The 17,186-nt window shown below is 59.0% G+C and carries 18 protein-coding genes; 16 read left to right on the top strand and 2 right to left on the bottom strand.

Annotation, left to right across the window (positions count from 1 at the left end; all coding sequences use genetic code 11):
* Window positions 1–10 precede the first annotated feature (10 nt).
* Entirely contained in the window at window positions 11–796 is a 786-nt protein-coding gene (gene befA / locus OKB77_RS17255) for a beta cell expansion factor BefA (RefSeq protein WP_005353696.1), read from the top strand.
* Window positions 797–887: 91 nt separating this feature from the next.
* Here befA and OKB77_RS17250 read toward each other — a convergent pair whose 3' ends face one another.
* On the bottom strand, window positions 888–2,639 hold the full coding sequence (locus tag OKB77_RS17250) for an amidohydrolase (RefSeq protein ID WP_270818025.1): 1,752 nt from the start codon (window positions 2,637–2,639) through the stop codon (window positions 888–890).
* A 66-nt stretch (window positions 2,640–2,705) separates the two neighbouring features.
* Entirely contained in the window at window positions 2,706–3,617 is a 912-nt protein-coding gene (locus OKB77_RS17245; protein ID WP_270818024.1) for an AraC family transcriptional regulator, read from the bottom strand.
* A 153-nt stretch (window positions 3,618–3,770) separates the two neighbouring features.
* Here OKB77_RS17245 and fliE point away from each other — a divergent pair, with 153 nt between their 5' ends.
* The 15 genes from fliE (at window position 3,771) to flhB (ending at window position 17,097) form a co-directional block, all read left to right on the top strand.
* A complete protein-coding gene (gene fliE, locus OKB77_RS17240) occupies window positions 3,771–4,088 on the top strand; it encodes a flagellar hook-basal body complex protein FliE (RefSeq protein ID WP_005362062.1) in 318 nt (105 codons plus the stop codon).
* Between the two features lie 62 nt (window positions 4,089–4,150).
* The gene (gene fliF, locus OKB77_RS17235; RefSeq protein WP_005334750.1) at window positions 4,151–5,860 is read left to right on the top strand and encodes a flagellar basal-body MS-ring/collar protein FliF; all 1,710 of its coding nucleotides are present in this window, start codon (window positions 4,151–4,153) and stop codon (window positions 5,858–5,860) included.
* Window positions 5,853–6,914: a flagellar motor switch protein FliG gene (gene fliG, locus OKB77_RS17230; RefSeq protein WP_005334749.1), complete on the top strand. Its 1,062-nt coding sequence runs from the start codon at window positions 5,853–5,855 to the stop codon at window positions 6,912–6,914. Before fliF ends, fliG begins: the two co-directional genes overlap by 8 nt.
* A 68-nt stretch (window positions 6,915–6,982) precedes the next feature.
* Window positions 6,983–7,807 (top strand): flagellar assembly protein FliH, encoded by an 825-nt coding sequence (gene fliH, locus OKB77_RS17225; protein ID WP_042054466.1) that lies wholly within the window; start codon window positions 6,983–6,985, stop codon window positions 7,805–7,807.
* 52 nt (window positions 7,808–7,859) lie between these two features.
* On the top strand, window positions 7,860–9,191 hold the full coding sequence (fliI, locus tag OKB77_RS17220) for a flagellar protein export ATPase FliI (protein WP_005334747.1): 1,332 nt from the start codon (window positions 7,860–7,862) through the stop codon (window positions 9,189–9,191).
* 27 nt (window positions 9,192–9,218) lie between these two features.
* Window positions 9,219–9,659: a flagellar export protein FliJ gene (fliJ, locus tag OKB77_RS17215; protein ID WP_005334746.1), complete on the top strand. Its 441-nt coding sequence runs from the start codon at window positions 9,219–9,221 to the stop codon at window positions 9,657–9,659.
* A 67-nt stretch (window positions 9,660–9,726) separates the two neighbouring features.
* Window positions 9,727–11,655 (top strand): flagellar hook-length control protein FliK, encoded by a 1,929-nt coding sequence (locus OKB77_RS17210; protein ID WP_270818023.1) that lies wholly within the window; start codon window positions 9,727–9,729, stop codon window positions 11,653–11,655.
* Window positions 11,656–11,712: 57 nt separating this feature from the next.
* Window positions 11,713–12,228, top strand: coding sequence for a flagellar basal body-associated protein FliL (fliL, locus tag OKB77_RS17205; RefSeq protein WP_042054463.1), 516 nt, complete (start codon window positions 11,713–11,715; stop codon window positions 12,226–12,228).
* Between the two features lie 7 nt (window positions 12,229–12,235).
* On the top strand, window positions 12,236–13,306 hold the full coding sequence (fliM, locus tag OKB77_RS17200; protein ID WP_005334736.1) for a flagellar motor switch protein FliM: 1,071 nt from the start codon (window positions 12,236–12,238) through the stop codon (window positions 13,304–13,306).
* Between the two features lie 49 nt (window positions 13,307–13,355).
* Entirely contained in the window at window positions 13,356–13,748 is a 393-nt protein-coding gene (gene fliN, locus OKB77_RS17195; RefSeq protein ID WP_005298791.1) for a flagellar motor switch protein FliN, read from the top strand.
* Complete coding sequence (gene fliO, locus OKB77_RS17190) at window positions 13,745–14,125, top strand: flagellar biosynthetic protein FliO (RefSeq protein WP_005353678.1); 381 nt, start codon at window positions 13,745–13,747, stop codon at window positions 14,123–14,125. Before fliN ends, fliO begins: the two co-directional genes overlap by 4 nt.
* A complete protein-coding gene (fliP, locus tag OKB77_RS17185; protein WP_005334729.1) occupies window positions 14,112–14,885 on the top strand; it encodes a flagellar type III secretion system pore protein FliP in 774 nt (257 codons plus the stop codon). The genes fliO and fliP overlap by 14 nt, the downstream gene beginning before the upstream one ends.
* Window positions 14,886–14,910: 25 nt before the next feature.
* Window positions 14,911–15,180, top strand: coding sequence for a flagellar biosynthesis protein FliQ (gene fliQ, locus OKB77_RS17180; protein ID WP_005334727.1), 270 nt, complete (start codon window positions 14,911–14,913; stop codon window positions 15,178–15,180).
* Window positions 15,177–15,974: a flagellar biosynthetic protein FliR gene (gene fliR / locus OKB77_RS17175; protein WP_058058389.1), complete on the top strand. Its 798-nt coding sequence runs from the start codon at window positions 15,177–15,179 to the stop codon at window positions 15,972–15,974. Before fliQ ends, fliR begins: the two co-directional genes overlap by 4 nt.
* The gene (gene flhB / locus OKB77_RS17170) at window positions 15,967–17,097 is read left to right on the top strand and encodes a flagellar biosynthesis protein FlhB (RefSeq protein WP_005334720.1); all 1,131 of its coding nucleotides are present in this window, start codon (window positions 15,967–15,969) and stop codon (window positions 17,095–17,097) included. The genes fliR and flhB overlap by 8 nt, the downstream gene beginning before the upstream one ends.
* Window positions 17,098–17,186 lie beyond the last annotated feature (89 nt).

Genomic DNA, 17,186 nt, shown 5'->3' with positions numbered 1-17,186 from the left:
GAGTGAAAAAATGAACAAGCGTAACTGGTTGCTGGCCCTGTCACTGAGTCTGGCCTTCTCACCTTGTTATGCCGACTGGGCCAAGCTCAAGGCCGCAGCGTCCGATCTGGGAGCGGCAGTGAGCGAGACCAGCAAGGAGGTGTGGCAGGATGTCAGCGATTTTTCCAAAAAGAGCTGGGCTTCCATCTCGGCCTGGGGGGAGGATGCCTTCAATACCGCCGGGGTCTGGACCGACAAGAGCATCGCGACCGGCAAGGAGTGGCTGAAGGCAGCCGACAAGGAGCTCAACGAGATGCTCAACCCCAAGACGGCGAAAGAGGCGAGGATCGCGCTCAATACCATGGCCGACACTGCGCTGATCCGGTTGTTCAACGAGCAGCCATCAGCCAAGTTGTTGTTTGACAAGGCTTATGGCTATGCAGTGTTCGATTCGCGCAAGTTCTCCCTGATGCTGCATACCAATCAGGGGGCCGGGGTGGCAGTCAATCGCAAAACCGGCAAGCACACCTATATGAAGATGTTTGGTGCGGGTCTGGCGGCCGGGATTGGCGGCAAGTTCTATCAGCAGGTGATCCTGTTTGAAGACAAGGCCAGATTTGATGCCTTCGTGACCCAGGGTTGGGAGGCCACTTCCGAAGTGGGCGTGGTGGCCGGCAAGGAGAGCGCCGAACTGACAGCCAAATACAATGGCGGCATGGCCATCTACCAGATTGGTGAGAAGGGCCTGCTGCTCGATGCCAATATCTCCGGCTCCAAATACTGGATTGACAAGGACTTGACTGAAACGAGCCGCTAATCCTGTCGTTATCGGTTGCTCACTGCACGCCATGCGCTTGTCGTGATCTTGCCAACAGGCCCGCAGTGCGGGCCTGTTTGTTCTCTCGGTGTCAGTGGGCCGAATAGACCTGCTTGCCCTTGAACATGGTCCAGAGCACCTTGGTCTCCTTGAGCTCTTCGCTTGCTACTTGCTCCAGATTGCGATCCAGCAAGATCAGGTCAGCACTCTTGCCCGCGCTGATGGAGCCAATCTCTTTCTCCCGCCCAATTACCTTGGCGGCGTTGAGGGTATAGGCCTGCAAGATGGCCTGACGGCTGATCTGCTCGCTGGCGGGGGGCAGCAAGCCAAGCTCCCCTTGACGAGTGATCGCGGTATACATGGCGAGGAAAGGGTTGGGGCTGGAGACCGGCCAGTCACTGGCACCGGCGATAATGGCGCCGCTTTGCAGCAAGCTGCCTGCCGGATAGAGGCGGGCTAGCAGTGTCGGGGGCACGTTTCCTTCAAGCAGCAGGGTGGTCGCCACGTTTTTCCCGGCCCACAAGAGTTGCATCGATGCGGCCACATTGAGCGGTTTGAAACGGGCAATGCTGGCCGGGCTCACCACCTCCAGATGGGTGATGCTGTGCAGCAGGCGGTGATCCTGATTGTGGGCCCGGGCATAGGCGATGGCATCGAGGGATTCACGGACGGCCCGATCGCCGATGGCATGAAAGTGAGCGATAAGGTGATGGGCATCCGCGGTGCGGATCAGCTCGTTGAAACGCTGCTTGTCCAGATCGTCCTTGCCGCTGTAACCGGGACGGTTGAGGTAGGGCTCGCTCAACTTGGCGGTCTGGGATGGATACTCGATGACACCATCTTGCAGGATCTTGATCCCCACCAGTTTCACGTCCGGGGCATCTTGAAACTGCTGTTGCAGCGCCAATACGTCATCAATGATGGCGGGTGATGCATGTATCCCCACCAGTGCCAGTGCGGATACATGTCCGGTCAGTTTGCCTTCCCGGGAGAGCATGCTGTACGCAGGCAGCAGGCCGGTATCGCGGCGATCCGGCTCGGCGTTGAAGATGGGCGCGAGGGGGCGAATGTTGCTGATAGGGTCCATCCAGGCGGTAATGCCCACCTGATTGAGTTGTTTGGCGGCAGTCATGATGGCACTGGCAATCGTCTCGTCGCTGACGGGGGGCAGCGCCTTGAGGATGGCATCCCAGCCGCCTTCCGAGGCAAAGCCATTGAGCTTGCCGGATGGGGTGAGGCCAAAATTGCCTTTCAGCGGAGCATAACGACCGGCAAGGGTGTCGGCATCAATGCCAGCCTTGCGCAGCATGGCCTGATTGGCCCAACCGGTGTGGGCATCCGAACCGGCCAGTACTACGGGTATTTGCTGGTATTGCGGGCCATTGAACACCTGATCGAGCAGGGGAAGCTGATGCCAGTAGTCGAGGGAGACATTGCTGTATAGCTCTGCATCGCCCAGTGTCAGGCGGGGATCATCCTTGCTGCGGGTCAGAAATTGCTGCACCTGCTCAACCTCACTCATGGCATCGGGAAAGTTAACCGTCATCCCCTGAAAACCGGCAAATGCCGCATGAACATGACTGTCGATGAGCCCTGGCATCAGGTACTTTCCTTTCAGATCAAGACGCTTGGCATGGCTGCCGAGGCGGGCACTGACCTCCTGATAGCTGCCGACTGCCACTATCTTTTTACCTTCAATGCCGACCGCTTCCGGGTGAGGGTTCGCCGGATCACCACTGTAGATGGTGCCGCCAAAGATCAGCGTCTGGCTCTGTGACTGGGCATTGGCGGCAGCGGGCAGCGTCACCAGCAAGCTGGCGAGAAACAGCGTTTTGATATTCATGGGCATGACTCCGTCGCTTCGGTGCCCGAAGGCACCGAAGTGGGTAAATGGAAATGAGGTATCGGCTTATCGGTTGATCAGCGGGATACAGATATCAAACACGTAATGCTCCCGGTCGGGGTCCGTGCCTGCGTGGTATTGCTCGTAACACGGGCGATCGTCGCAGTTCAGCCCTTGGCCCACTACCCAGCGAAACGCCGTTTCCCAGCAAGCGACCAGTTGATCGCCGCGAGCGATAAACTGACAAACCGCATAGGGGCCCGCGGCGATGGTCTGGGTGGTTAACTGGCGCCCTGCGGGGATCTCTGGCCCCAGCTCGATGCAGACGTCAGTACGGCAACGGGTCTCATCGGTGATATCGGGGATATCCCAATAGAGACTCAGGGTACCCGCCGGTGTCATCGCCTCGTCTGAGGCGAACAGCACGAGCAAATCCCGATGAGCTTGCTCGCAGGTCTCTTTGCCATAGGGGCCCAGGCGGCGCATGTACGCCACGCGCCGGGCGGGCATCTGCCTGACGCTAGCCCCCTGCAACAGACCCGGGTGTTCGGTGACCGGGTGCATGACCAGGCCATCATAGGTGTCAAAGGGAAGGGGATCGTTTCCAATCTTGCTTTTCCAGTTTCCCCCCTGCTGCTGGCGGTATTCCGAGGGGCTCATGGCGAAGTGCAGGCGAAAGGCCTTGGCGAAATTCTGCGAGCTGGAGAACCCGGCGGCCAGTGCGAGGGTGGTGATGTCACTCTGGGGGGAGGCGAGCAAGCGACGGGCAGCGCGCTCCATACGCAGGCGCCGGGTAAATCCGGCAATGGTCTCGCCGACCATCGTCTTGAAAATACGGTGGAAGTGGAAGGTGGAGATGGCTGCCGCCGCTGCGACCTCATCCAGGCCCGGATTGTCATCCAGATGGTGGCTGATGTAGTCCATCGCCTTGAACACGGGTTTGCGATAATCCAGAGCGGACTCCTTGCCAGCCAGCAAAAGTGGGCGTCAGAGTCGGATTTAATCAGAGCCACCTGCCGTTGTCGAACCCGTCCGGCCTGGTCTGGCCACTCATCCGTGTCGTGCTTTAACGCATTGGCACTCTAATTGCTTGTTGCATGCCAGCGTCAATGATTTGTCTGGGGATGGAAAATGGAAATTAGTGCAAGCAGCCTGATGCAAGAGATGCAGGCGCTCAAGATCGAAGCAGGCGCAACGCCGCTGGCACAACCCGGTCGTCAGGTAACCTCCGACTTTGGTCAGCTGCTGCAACAGGCGCTTGGCAACGTCAACGAGCTGCAAGGGGCCGCCAATGATCTGCGTACCCGTTTCGATATGGGTGACAAGTCGGTGGATCTGGCCGAGGTGATGATCGCGGGCCAAAAATCCTCCATCGCCTTTGAAGCCACGGTACAGGTGCGCAACAAGATGGTCGATGCCTACAAGACCATCATGAACATGCCGGTATAAGCGACGCCAATAAACCATGACGACTGAACATCATGAACATGTCAGCAATAAGGACATAAATCGTGGCTACTGACCAAAACGGCGATCTGCTGATAAACGATGAGGGCACCGCCGCCCTCGATGAAAATGAGCAGAAGAGTTCGGCGCTGGGCTTCCTGTCCAACACCGATGTGCTGCGGCAAATCACCCTGATCCTGGGGCTTGCCATCTGTCTGGCCATTGCGGTGTTTATCCTGCTGTGGGGCAAGGAGCCGGACATGCGTCCCCTCGGCACCTACACCACTCAGGAGCTGGTGAAGACTCTCGATTTCCTCGATCAGCAGAAGATCCCCTACGAGGTGGATGGCAAGAGCGTGCTGGTCAACGCCGAAAGCTACCCCACTATCCAACTGGCCCTGACCCGTGCCGGTCTTGCCAATGCCACCGATAGCAACATCGGTGGTGAAGATATCCTGCTGAAAGATTCCAGTTTCGGCGTCAGCCAGCGGATGGAGAGTGAACGTCTGAAGCTGAGCCGCGAGCGCCAGCTGGCGAGCGCCATCGAGCAGTTTCAGAATGTGGCCAAGGCCCAGGTGCTGCTGGCTATCCCGAAAGACAACGTGTTTGCCCGCAACGAACGCAAACCCAGTGCCACCGTGGTGCTCAACCTGAAAGGGGCGGCGCTGGGGCAGGGGGAGGTGGACTCCATCGTCGATATGGTTGCCTCTGCCGTGCACGGTCTCGAGCCGACCCGCGTCACCGTCACCGACCAGAATGGCCGCCTGCTCAACTCCGGCTCGCAAGACCCAATCTCGGCCCAGACTCGCAAAGAGTTTGCCATGCAGCAAAAGCAGGAGCTGGAGTACAAACAAAAAATTGACGCCATCCTGATCCCGGTGCTGGGGGCCGACAACTATACGGCGGAAGTGGATCTCTCCCTCGACTTCTCCCAGCAGGAGCAGACCCGCAAGACTTACAACCCTGACTTGCCTGCAGTGCGCTCCGAGATGACCATGGAAGAGAACAGCGCCAGCGGTAGCAACGGTGGTGTGCCTGGTGCACTCTCCAACCAGCCCCCTGCCGCCTCCAATATTCCCGAGGAGGCGACCGGTGGTGATGGTGCCAGCGCTGCCGCTTCGGGCCGTTCCCGCAAAGAGGCAACCCGCAACTTCGAGCTGGATACCACCGTCAGCCATACCCGTCGCCAGATGGGTGGCATTCGCCGCATGACTGTTTCGGTTGCCGTGGATTACAAAGCGGTGCCCGGTGCCGACGGGGCCGTGACCCGTGAGGCGCGCACCCAGGCAGAACTCGATACATTGCGCCGTTTGCTGAGCGGTGGCCTTGGCTTTGATGTGACCCGCGGTGATACCCTTGAGGTGGTCGCAATTCCGTTCAATCGCCCAGAGCTGGATACCGTGGCCGAAGTGCCGCTCTACGATCAGCCCTGGTTCTGGCGTGCGGTGCGGATTGCCGCCTCGGTACTGGTGATCATCGTCTTGATCGTCACCGTGGTTCGCCCCATGCTCAAGCGACTGCTCTACCCGGATGCCAAACCGGAAGGGGAAGTGGATTTCGACAACCACACCGTACTGGGTGGCGACGACGAGTTGAGTCTGCTGTCAGCACAAGTCGAGAACGATCAGGTATTTGGTGTACGCGATGGCCAGCTGAAACTGCCGGATCTGCACCGTGACGAAGACTTGCTCAAGGCGGTACGTGCGCTGGTGGCGAACGAGCCGGATCTGGCCGCTCAGGTCATTAAAGAATGGGTAACGAACAAAGATGCCTGAAGAAAAGAAGAGTCAAGTCACCGGCAATGACATCACTGACAGTCAGCGCCAGATCCTCGACCAGATGTCGGGGATGGAGATGGCTGCGGTGCTGATGTTGAGCCTCAATGAAGAGGATGCCGCCCAGATCTTCCGTCATCTCGAGCCCAAGCAGGTGCAGCGGCTCGGTATGTCGATGGCCTCCATGTCCGACTTCAGTCACGATCGGGTGGCGGCGGTGCACCGTCAATTCATCGACGATATCCAGAAGTACACCAACATCGGTATCGGCAGCGAAGACTTCGTGCGCAAGGCGTTGGTGGCGGCCCTTGGCGAGGACAAGGCGAGCAATCTGGTGGATCAGATCATTCTCGGTTCCGGCGCCCGCGGCCTCGATTCGCTCAAGTGGATGGATGCACGTCAGGTGGCCAGCATCATCCAGAACGAACACCCGCAGATCCAGACTATCGTGCTCTCCTATCTGGAGCCGGAGCAATCCGCCGAGATCCTGAGCCAGTTCCCCGAGCAGGTGCGCCTCGATCTGGTGATGCGTATCGCCAACCTGGAAGAGGTACAACCGGCGGCGCTGCAAGAGCTGAACGACATCATGGAGAAACAGTTCGCCGGTGCGGCGGGTGCCCAGGCAGCCAAGATGGGCGGCCTGAAGGCTGCGGCCAACATCATGAACTACCTGGATACCAATATCGAAGGCCAGCTGATGGACTCTATCCGCGAGTCGGATGAAGAGATGAGCCAGCAGATCCAGGATTTGATGTTCGTGTTCGAAAACCTCATCGATGTGGACGATCGCGGCATCCAGACCATGCTGCGGGAAGTGCCGGGGGATCTGCTGCAACGCGCCCTCAAGGGCTCCGACGATCAGATGCGCGAGAAGATCTTCAAGAACATGTCTAAACGGGCGGCCGAAATGCTGGCGGACGATCTGGAGGCCATGGGGCCGATCCGGGTCTCCGAAGTGGAAGCGGCCCAGAAAGAGATCCTCTCCATCGCCCGTCGTCTGGCGGATGCCGGCGAGATCATGCTGGGCGCCGGTGGCGGCGAGGAGTTCCTCTAAGCCATGGCCCATAAACAGAACCGCGATGCCAAGCCCGCATCAGGCAGTGGTGAGGAGCCGCGCAAAGCATGAACAACAAACTGCGTGGTTATGTGCGCCCCGAGGGTGATGATGCCCGGGTTGAGACTTGGGGCTGGCCCGAGATGGAGGTCGAGGTAGAGGCGGGAGCGCCTACCAATGCTCTTGGCCTGGCCCCTGACTGGTATCAGCAGGAAGAGGAGGTGGTGGAGCCGGAGCCCGAACAGGAGCCGACCCCCAGCATCACCGCCGAAGAGCTTGAAGCGATCCGTCAGGCCGCCTGGGAAGAGGGGATGGCCGAGGGGCGCGAGTCCGGTTATGCCAAGGGGATGGAAGAGGGCAAGCTGGAAGGATTGCAACAGGGCCACTCTGCCGGTCTCGAACAGGGGCGCGAGGAGGGGCTGGCCATGGGCCGCGAGCTGGTGGAGCAGGAGATCGCCCACTGGCAGGGGCTCGCCGCGCGCCTTGCCAATCCGCTTAACGAGTTGGATCAGGCGGTGGAGCAGCAGTTGGTCTCGCTGGTGATGCAACTGGCCCGCGCGCTTATTCGTCACGAAGCGGAGACCTCCCCCCGCATTCTGCTGGAGGCGCTTAAAGAGGGGCTGGCCTTGCTGCCTGCCGCCGAACAGGGGGTGACTCTGATGTTGCATCCCGACGATATAGCGCGAATCGAGCAGGCATTTGGCGCCGAAGAGTGCGCCAAGCGCCACTGGCGATTGCAGAGCGATCCCACCCTCTCCCCCGGCGATCTGCAACTGGCTACCGAGCTCTCCAGCATCGATCTGACCCTCTCCGGGCGCATCGATCAGTTGCTGCGTAACTTCTTGCGGGACAATGCGTCGCAGAAACCGGCCTCGCAGGATCCACGCCCATAACCGATGCCGGACGTTGCTGTCCGGCTGCACTTTTTAGCTCTCAGGAGGCCAGATGAGCGGCTCGCTACTGAACCGGTTGCAAGGGTACAAGGTACGCGACAGCGCCCCCAAACCGCCGGTCGCCGGTAAATTGACCCGGGTGGTGGGGCTGACCCTCGAAGCCATCGGCTGTCGCGCAGCCATCGGTGCCCTCTGCCGCATCGATACCCTTGATGGCACGCTGGAGGCTGAAGTGGTCGGTTTTTCTGGCGATCGCCTCTATCTGATGCCGAGCGAGCAGCTCAAGGGGGTGATCCCCGGTGCCCGGGTGGTGCCCATCACCGAAGAGCACGGCATTCCGGTTGGCATGAACCTGCTTGGTCGAGTCATCGACGGCATTGGTCAGCCACTCGATGGCCTCGGCCCCATTCTCTCCTCCCAGACCGTGCAGTTTGCCCAGCACCGCATCAACCCGCTCTCTCGCCGCCCGATCCATCAGCCGATGGACGTGGGGGTGCGCGCCATCAACGCCGTGCTGACGGTTGGTCAGGGCCAGCGGATGGGGCTGTTTGCTGGTTCCGGTGTCGGTAAATCGGTGCTGCTGGGCATGATGACCCGTGGCTCGGTGGCGGATGTGGTGGTGGTCGGCCTCATCGGTGAACGGGGCCGGGAAGTGAAAGAGTTTATCGAAGACATTCTGGGAGAGGAGGGCCGTGCCCGCTCCGTGGTGGTAGCGGCTCCCGCTGACGCCTCGCCGCTGATGCGGCTCAAGGGGTGTGAAACGGCGCTGGCCATTGCAGAATATTTCCGCGATCAGGGGCTTAATGTGCTGCTCTTGATGGACTCCCTCACCCGTTATGCCCAGGCCCAGCGTGAAATCGCGCTGGCGGTGGGCGAGCCGCCAGCGACCAAGGGTTATCCACCGTCTGTATTTGCCAAATTACCGGCGCTGGTGGAGCGGGCGGGCAACGGCAGTGACGGCCAGGGCTCCATCACGGCATTCTTCACCGTACTGACCGAGGGGGATGACCTGCAAGATCCCATTGCCGATGCGGCGCGGGCGATCCTCGATGGCCACATAGTGTTGTCGCGCGAGCTGGCCGATGCGGGCCACTATCCGGCTATCGACATCGAGAAGTCCATCAGCCGGGTTATGCCTATGGTGACCTCGCCGGAACATATGGATCTGGCGCGCACCCTCAAGCAGTTCTACTCCCTCTATCAGCAGAACCGGGATCTCATCACCATCGGTGCCTACAGTCAGGGTTCCGATCCTCGTATTGACCGCGCCATCATTCAAAAACCCTATCTGGATCAGTTCTTGCAGCAGGGGATGCGCGAGGTCATTCACTACGATGATGGCCTGCAAGCCTTGCAGATGGTGGCGATGCCATTGATGCGCTGATGATGATCGGTAACAGAGAGGTCGACGATGAGTAAAGGGTTGGTATTGTTGGCCGATCGGCTGGTGGAGGCGGAGCAGCAGTGTGCGCTGGCGCTGGTGAAGGCGCAGCAGGATCTCAAGCTGTTCATGGATCAGCAAAATGCCCTCAATCAGTACCGCCAGATCTATCACCAGCAGTGGACCGATCGCGGCCTGCAGGGGATTTCGCCTCAACAAAATACCCAGTATCACGCCTTTATCAACAAGCTCGAACAGGCTGCGACCCAGCAGTACGAAGGGGTGTTGCAGGTGCGTCAGGCGCTGGAACAGCGCCGTGAAGAGTGGCTGGCGGCCCAGCAGCGGCGCAAGGCGGTGGAGCTGTTGCTGGAGAAGCAGGCGAGCCGCGAGCAGCAGAAAGCCCAGCGTCAGGAGCAGAAGATGCTAGATGAGTACGCCATGTTGCGACGTTTTCATCAATCTGGCCTGTAACTTGCTTTGATATGGACATTGTCGGCGGCCATCTCTTTGGGGGCCACCAGAATTCAGGGATCCCATCATGATGCAGACACTGTTGACACAAACGCCTTCGGCTCCGGCGAACGGGTTGGACAAAGCGCCTCTGAGCGGTTCCGTCGAGAGCAAAAGTATCGATGGGGGAACCGGCAGCGACAGCAAGGGGGATTTCGCCATCCTGATTGCCAAGGTCCGGAACAGCGAGCAGGGCGCCGCCGAGGCCACTCAGGGCGGTAACCATGTCCGATCAGCCAAATCTTTGGCGACCGAGAGCGCCTCTCCCAAAGAGGAGATCGGCAAGGAGGAGGATCCTGACGCCGATAACAAGGTGGAGGAGGTCCCTGCCACCGACTTTCTGCTCCGTCTGCAAGACTCCCTCAAGCTCGATACCTCGTTAGTGACTCCCCATCTGGCGGTGGCGGCCCAACAGAGCGCCACTGCGGTAGACGGCAATCCGTTGCCGCAAGAGGGTGAGCAGGAGGGGATTGCACTTGATGAAGGCGAGCAGACTCCTGCCGCTGCCAGAATTGCCAGCCAGCTTGCCGGTCAGACCGGGGCGCAGTCGCCGCTGGAGACGACCGCCAACTCGACTCCAGAAACCACCGTATCCTCCTCAGCGGCGCGAGTGGTGGCTAAGGGCGATGCCTCTGCTGCCGTTCTCTCCTCTGAAGGTGAAGATGCCGCTACTACTGCGGATGGGCAGGCCGGGAAGAAAGCCTTTGCCAAGGGCGAGACCCTCGGGGCAGATGGCAAGCACACCAAGCCCCTCACGGGGGCAGAGCGAATGGCCCAGCTGGCCAAGATGTTGCCGGTCGATGAGTCGGCAAGCACCGCCAAATCCGCGGAGTCACTCGCTGCAAAAGAGGCTGGCGACAGCAAATCCGATCTCGCCGCCAGCAATGCTTTGACTAACAAGGGGCAGGCGACGCAAGCCGCGACTCAGGGGGCTGCGCTCAAGGCCTTCAGCGAGGGGCTCAAGCAGCCTGAGGCGGGCGCTGCAACCACTTCAGCAACTGCGGATGGAAGTGGGGTAGCTGGCAAGGGGGCAGAAAAGAGTGCTGCCGAGGGAAGCCAGCAGCCAGCCACTGCCGCTAATCAAGGTTCGGCGCCCGTGACGACGGCGCAAAGTGCCGCAGAAAGTGCCGCAGCCCAGAGCAGCGTAACGACAAATGCGACGACTCCAACCGATAGTGCTGCCGCCCCCGTGATGGTGGCGCCGCAGCAGGTGTTGGCACAGGCTGAATCTCAAGGGCCGCAAGCGCCGCTGTCGACTATTTCAGCCGGCATCAAGCAGATGGAAGTGACCGGCACCGACGAGGTGCGCAAAGCGGCTTCGCTTGAGGTAAAACCGAAGGCCGGTGAGGCGGAGAAGAGCCTGGTTGCGACGACATCTAGCAGTGAGAGCAGCCCGAGCCAGACCGTTCAGCATGGCCAGAACAGCCAGACTCAGCCACAGGTAGCCGATAGCCGGGCGCCCGCCGCTGAGACGACGCTGCGCCGTGAGCCGCAGAATTTACCCCATTTGAAACTAGCCAGTCAGGAAGCACCTGCCGAATTGCACCAGAAGGTCAATGTGATGCTGGCCGAAAAACTGCAACAGGCGGAAATTCAGCTCGACCCCCTCGGCCTTGGCAAGATGAAGATCCAGATCCAGATGGGAGCTGACAGCCAGGCCAACGTCCATTTTGTGGTACAACATGGACAGACCCGCGAGATGCTGGAGCAGGCGATGCCCCGGCTGCGTGACATGCTGGCAGGGCAGGGGATCCAGCTTGGTCAGACGCAGGTGCAGCAGCAGTCGCAACAACAGCAGCAACAGGGCCAGCCCACCTTTAACGGGCAGGGGCAGCAAGGTCAGAGTAGCGGTCAGCCGCGGTCCGGTAACGGGCTGGTTGAAGGGGAACTCACCACTTCCAACCCCAGTTTGCTGGTGGAATCGACAAACGGTTCCGGAATTGATTTCTATGCTTGATGCAATCCCGAGTAAGTTTATGATATCGAACAAGTTTGAGACTAGGGTGGACAAGGGATGGCTGACGATAACGAGTTGACGCTAAAAGACCCGGCTGCGGGCAAGAAAAAGAAGCTGATCATTATCATTGCCCTAGCGGTAATTTTGCTGGGCGGTGGTGGTGTTGGCGCCTTCCTGATGCTCTCCGGCTCCGATAAACCGCCCGCTGAAGCGGCGGAAGGTGCCGAGGCCGCACCCAAGGAGGAAGCGCCTAAACCTTCCCTCTATGTCGGTATGCCGCGTCCCTTTGTCTTCAACGTCGCAGGTGCCCAGCGAGATCGACTGGTTCAGATCAAGATCCAGCTGATGGTGCGCGGTACCGCCGACGAGACGCTGGCCAAACAGAATATTCCCCTGATTGAAGGCACCCTGTTGCGGGTATTCAGTGCAGCCAGTGCCGAACAGCTGATGACCTTCGAAGGCAAGGAGAAGCTGCGCAAGGATTCACTGGAAGAGTGCCGTCGGGTGCTCAAGGACCTGGTCTCTTCCCCCGTTATCGAACAAGTGCTGTTTACCGGCTTTGTAATGCAGTAGGTGAAGCGTGAGCGATCTGTTAAGTCAGGACGAAATTGATGCCCTCTTGCACGGTGTCGATGATGTCGAAGAGGAAGAGATAGGCGGCGCTGGAGACCCCGGCGTAGCCCAGTTTGACTTCTCCTCCCAGGACCGCATCGTCCGTGGTCGCATGCCGACGCTGGAGCTGGTGAATGAACGTTTCGCCCGCCATATGCGGATCAGCCTGTTCAACATGATGCGTCGTACCGCCGAGGTCTCCATCAACGGCGTGCAGATGCTCAAGTTTGGCGAGTATGTTCATACCCTGTTTGTGCCGACCAGTCTCAACATGGTGCGCTTCCGCCCGCTCAAGGGGACGGCACTCATCACCATGGAGGCTCGACTGGTCTTCATCCTGGTAGAGAACTTCTTCGGTGGTGATGGCCGTTATCACGCCAAGATTGAAGGGCGCGAGTTTACGCCGACCGAGCGGCGCATTATCCAGATGCTGCTCAAACTGGTGTTTGAGGATTACAAGGATGCCTGGGCGCCGGTGATGGACGTGGGGTTCGAGTATCTCGACTCCGAAGTGAACCCGGCAATGGCCAACATCGTCAGCCCGACCGAGGTGATCGTGGTCAGCTCGTTCCACATCGAGCTCGATGGTGGCGGCGGCGACTTCCACGTGGCGATGCCTTATTCCATGCTGGAACCGATCCGCGAGCTGCTGGATGCCGGTGTGCAGAGTGACAAGGGGGATACCGACGTACGTTGGAGCAAGGCGCTGCGTGACGAGATCATGGACGTCAAGGTGGAGCTGCGGGCCAAGCTGCTGGAGACCGAACTCACCCTGCGTGAACTGATGGAGCTGCGACCCGGCGATATCATTCCGGTCGATATGCCGGAAAATTTGCTGGTTTTTGTGGAGGACTTGCCCACTTTCCACGCCAAGATGGGCCGCACCAAGGATAATGTGGCGCTCAAGATCACCGACAAGCTCAAACGTCCGGAAGGGGTCAAGACGGAGATGCATCTGGTGACCCGGGGCGGGGTACGAATTGATGGCGAGGCCGAGCTGGAAGAGCTCGAGCGCAGTATCGAAGATCAACAGCGATAATTGACGGTTTATTACGGTAAACGGTCACGAAGTAGCATAAGGAAACAAGATGAGCGGAACTGAGGAAGAGGATCTGATGGCTGATGCCTGGGCTGCGGCTCTGGAGGAGCAGGTGACGGCGGAAGCCAAGCCAGCCCCGCTGGAAGAGTTGAAAGATGATGCCCCTATCAGTGCCGAGGAGCGCCGCAAGCTCGACACCATTCTCGATATTCCGGTCACTATCGCCATGGAGGTGGGCCGCAGCCAGATCAGCATCCGCAACCTGTTGCAGCTGAACCAGGGCTCGGTGGTGGAGCTGGATCGTGTTGCAGGCGAGCCGCTGGATGTATTGGTCAACGGTACCCTGATCGCTCACGGCGAGGTGGTGGTGGTGAACGACAAGTTCGGTATCCGCCTGACTGACGTCATCAGCCAGATTGAACGGATCAAGAAGCTCAAATGATGCGCCTCCTGTTGTTATTGCTGCCTGTTCCGGTCTTTGCCGAGACAGCGGCATCTGCCAACGTGCCTAGTCTGAGCTCCTGGTTGCTCTCCAGTCTTATGGTGATTGGTCTCATTCTGGTGCTGGGCTTTCTGCTCAAGAAGAGCAAGCTGGCAACCGCCATGGGGGGCGGCCAGATGCGGGTCATCGCCTCGTTGCCGGTGGGTTACAAAGAGAAGCTGCTGGTGGTCAAGGTGGGCGAACAGCAACTGCTGGTCGGCGTAACACCGCAGCAGGTCAACTTTCTCTACCGGCTGGAGGAGCCGCTGGACGAAAACCAGCCGCAGGCGTTTTCCCAGCAGCTTGGCAAATTGATGGGCAAGCATGAAAAAAGCTAACGGCTTATGGCTGAAAACGGGGCTGCTGGTCAGCCTGCTGATACCACTGTTTTGCTCCTGGCCTGCGCTTGCACAGGACGCCATGTCGGCGGTGACCGTCAAGACCATGGGGGATGGCTCTCAGGAGTACAGCCTGACCCTGCAAGTACTGGCGCTGATGACCGCGCTCTCCTTCTTGCCGGCCATGGTGATCATGATGACCTCGTTTACCCGCATCATTGTGGTGTTGGGTATCTTGCGCCAGGCGATCGGTCTGCAACAGAGTCCCTCCAACCAGGTGTTGATCGGCATCGCCCTGTTCATGTCATTCTTCATCATGTCGCCGGTGCTGGATCGCATCAATGATGAGGCGTTGCAGCCCTATCTGGCCGAGACCATTCAGGCAAAGGAGGCGCTGGAGCGGGCCGAGTTGCCCATCCATCAGTTCATGCTGGCCCAGACCCGGATCAAGGATCTCAACACCTTTATGGAGATCGCCAACGTGCAGGTGGAGAAACCTGCCGATGTGCCGCTACGAGTGCTGATTCCTGCGTTTGTCACCAGCGAGCTGAAAACCGCCTTCCAGATTGGTTTTATGCTGTTCTTGCCGTTCCTGGTCATCGATCTGGTGGTCGCCAGTATTCTGATGGCGATGGGGATGATGATGCTCTCGCCGATGATCGTCTCGCTGCCCTTCAAGCTGATGCTGTTTGTGATGGTGGATGGCTGGAACCTCATTCTGGGGTCACTGGCCAACAGTTTCGGACTGGGTGCCGGTTAGCCGGTCGAGCGCAAGGAGCCCGAACATGAGTCCTGAAACCTTTGTCGACGTCTTTCGCGAGGCGCTCTGGCTGGTCAATATCATGGTCAGCGCCGTGATCCTGCCCAGTCTCGCTATCGGGCTGGTGGTAGCCATTTTTCAGGCGGCCACCTCCATCAACGAACAGACCCTGAGCTTTCTGCCTCGTCTTATCGTGACCCTGCTAGCCCTGGGAATTGGTGCTCACTGGGGAATGCAGAGTCTAATGGACTTCTTCATACTGATGGTCAACCAAATCCCCGAGGTGGTGGGATGACCTACACAACCGCTCTGATCATGGAGTGGTTGTCTTCCATCCTCTGGCCGCTGGCGCGGGTGAGCAGCCTGCTGATGGTGATGGCGGTATTCGGCAGCCGCCTCGCTCCTGCGCGGGTACGGATGGGGCTGGCTTTGGCCATCACCTTTCTGATTGCCCCGCTGCTTCCGAAAATGCCTTCCATTGAACTCTTCTCGGTCGGCAGCTTTCTGTTATTGGGCCAGCAGTTGCTGATCGGAATTGCCCTCGGCCTGATGACCCAGTTTCTGATGGAGAGCTTCGTGATGGCCGGTCAGGTCATCGCTATGCAGACCAGTCTGGGTTTTGCCACCCTGGTGGACCCGATGAATGGCCAGTCTGCCCCCGTGGTGGGTCAGTTTTATCTGATGCTGGCGACCCTGGTGTTTCTGGCGCTGGATGGTCATCTGGTGATGCTGCGGCTGGTCATTCTTAGTTTCGAGACACTGCCTGTCTCCGAGCACGGCCTCTCGGTTTCATCCATGAAAACCCTGAGTGCGTTTCTGGGTGTGATGTATCAGGCTGCTTTGGTGATGTCGCTTTCAGCCATCGTCGCCTTGCTCTTAATCAACTTCGCCTTTGGTGTCATGACCCGGGCGGCGCCGCAACTCAACATTTTCAGTATCGGTTTTGCGGTCAGCATGATGTCGGGTCTGCTCATCCTCTGGCTCACTATCGGCGGGTTCCTCGGCCACTTCGACATCATGTGGGAGCGGGTGCAGGAGGTCAGCTGCGAGCTGATCAACACCCAGTGCTTCGGGGGCGCTCATGGCTGATACCGACCAGGAACGTACCGAACAACCCACGGGCAAACGACTGCAACAGGCCCGTGAAAAAGGGCAGATTGCACGTTCAAAAGAGTTGGGAACCGCCAGCGTGTTGCTCTCGGCGGTATTTGGCCTGCTGATGCTCAAGGGCTCGCTGGCGACTGCCATGATCAAGGTAGTCACCATGGGCTTTACTCTGGACAGGGAGCAGGCTTTCGATCCCAATGCCATGATCGCTATGGTGCCGGCGCTGCTGGGGGAGCTGGTGCTTCCGCTGGGACTCTTGTTTGCGCTGGTGGCGATTGCCGCTTTTATCGGCAACACCCTGATGGGGGGGATGAACTTCTCCACCGAAGCCATGATGCCCAAGATGAGCAAGCTGAGCCCGCTCAGCGGCCTCAAGCGAATGTTCGGGGTGCAGTCGCTGATTGAGCTGGTCAAATCCATCGCCAAGGTGGTGTTCATCACCCTGTTTGCCTGGTGGATGTTATCAAGTCAGTTTAATCATCTGCTCAACCTATCCATGGAGGGTTTCCCCGGCGGTATTATCGATGCGCTGGAGTTGTTTCTCTGGATGTTGATCATCCTCTGCTGCGCCCTGCTCCCCATCGTGGCCATCGATGTGCCGTTCCAGCAGTGGAACCACATGCGTCAGCTCAAGATGACCAAACAGGAGGTCAAGGACGAGTTCAAGGACAGCGAAGGCAAGCCCGAGGTAAAGGGCAAGATCCGTCAGTTGCAGATGCAGATGGCGATGCGCCGGATGATGGGGGATGTACCCAAGGCCGATGTGGTGATCACCAACCCGACCCACTACTCGGTAGCGCTCAAGTATGATGCGGGAAAACCCGGTGCCGCGCCCAAGGTCGTGGCCAAGGGCACCGATGAAATTGCAATGAAGATCAGGGAGATCGCCAGAGAGTACGAGATCCCCATCATGCCGTCACCGGCTTTGACCCGGGCTATTTACCACTCAACCGAGCTGGGCCACGAGATCCCGGAAGGGCTGTTTGCGGCGGTTGCCCAGGTGCTCGCCTATGTCTTCCAGCTCAAGAAATTCCGCCGCGGTCAGGGACGCCGTCCCCAGCCGCTGGCTAAAGATCTGCCCATTCCGACTGAATATCGAAAATGACAAAGTTCTGACGTAGTCAAAATAAATCCATTGTATTTCAATGTCTTGCATTGTTGGCTTGATGTTTGCTTTAATCTGGCAACAGCAGG

The organism is Aeromonas sp. Y318-3 (assembly GCF_027706185.1).
Lineage (GTDB): Bacteria > Pseudomonadota > Gammaproteobacteria > Enterobacterales > Aeromonadaceae > Aeromonas > Aeromonas veronii.
This window is presented reverse-complemented; position numbering and strand designations above follow the sequence as displayed.

Excerpts from the sequence above, each read along its gene's own strand:
- flhB (WP_005334720.1), top strand. The coding sequence starts at position 15,967 with ATGGCTGATACCGACCAGGAACGTACCGAACAACCCACGGGCAAACGA.
- fliH (WP_042054466.1), top strand. The coding sequence starts at position 6,983 with ATGAACAACAAACTGCGTGGTTATGTGCGCCCCGAGGGTGATGATGCC.
- fliI (WP_005334747.1), top strand. The coding sequence starts at position 7,860 with ATGAGCGGCTCGCTACTGAACCGGTTGCAAGGGTACAAGGTACGCGAC.
- fliJ (WP_005334746.1), top strand. The coding sequence starts at position 9,219 with ATGAGTAAAGGGTTGGTATTGTTGGCCGATCGGCTGGTGGAGGCGGAG.
- fliL (WP_042054463.1), top strand. The coding sequence starts at position 11,713 with ATGGCTGACGATAACGAGTTGACGCTAAAAGACCCGGCTGCGGGCAAG.
- befA (WP_005353696.1), top strand. The coding sequence starts at position 11 with ATGAACAAGCGTAACTGGTTGCTGGCCCTGTCACTGAGTCTGGCCTTC.
- fliP (WP_005334729.1), top strand. The coding sequence starts at position 14,112 with ATGAAAAAAGCTAACGGCTTATGGCTGAAAACGGGGCTGCTGGTCAGC.
- OKB77_RS17210 (WP_270818023.1), top strand. The coding sequence starts at position 9,727 with ATGATGCAGACACTGTTGACACAAACGCCTTCGGCTCCGGCGAACGGG.
- OKB77_RS17250 (WP_270818025.1), bottom strand. The coding sequence starts at position 2,639 with ATGAATATCAAAACGCTGTTTCTCGCCAGCTTGCTGGTGACGCTGCCC.
- fliQ (WP_005334727.1), top strand. The coding sequence starts at position 14,911 with ATGAGTCCTGAAACCTTTGTCGACGTCTTTCGCGAGGCGCTCTGGCTG.
- fliN (WP_005298791.1), top strand. The coding sequence starts at position 13,356 with ATGAGCGGAACTGAGGAAGAGGATCTGATGGCTGATGCCTGGGCTGCG.
- fliG (WP_005334749.1), top strand. The coding sequence starts at position 5,853 with ATGCCTGAAGAAAAGAAGAGTCAAGTCACCGGCAATGACATCACTGAC.
- fliO (WP_005353678.1), top strand. The coding sequence starts at position 13,745 with ATGATGCGCCTCCTGTTGTTATTGCTGCCTGTTCCGGTCTTTGCCGAG.
- fliR (WP_058058389.1), top strand. The coding sequence starts at position 15,177 with ATGACCTACACAACCGCTCTGATCATGGAGTGGTTGTCTTCCATCCTC.
- fliE (WP_005362062.1), top strand. The coding sequence starts at position 3,771 with ATGGAAATTAGTGCAAGCAGCCTGATGCAAGAGATGCAGGCGCTCAAG.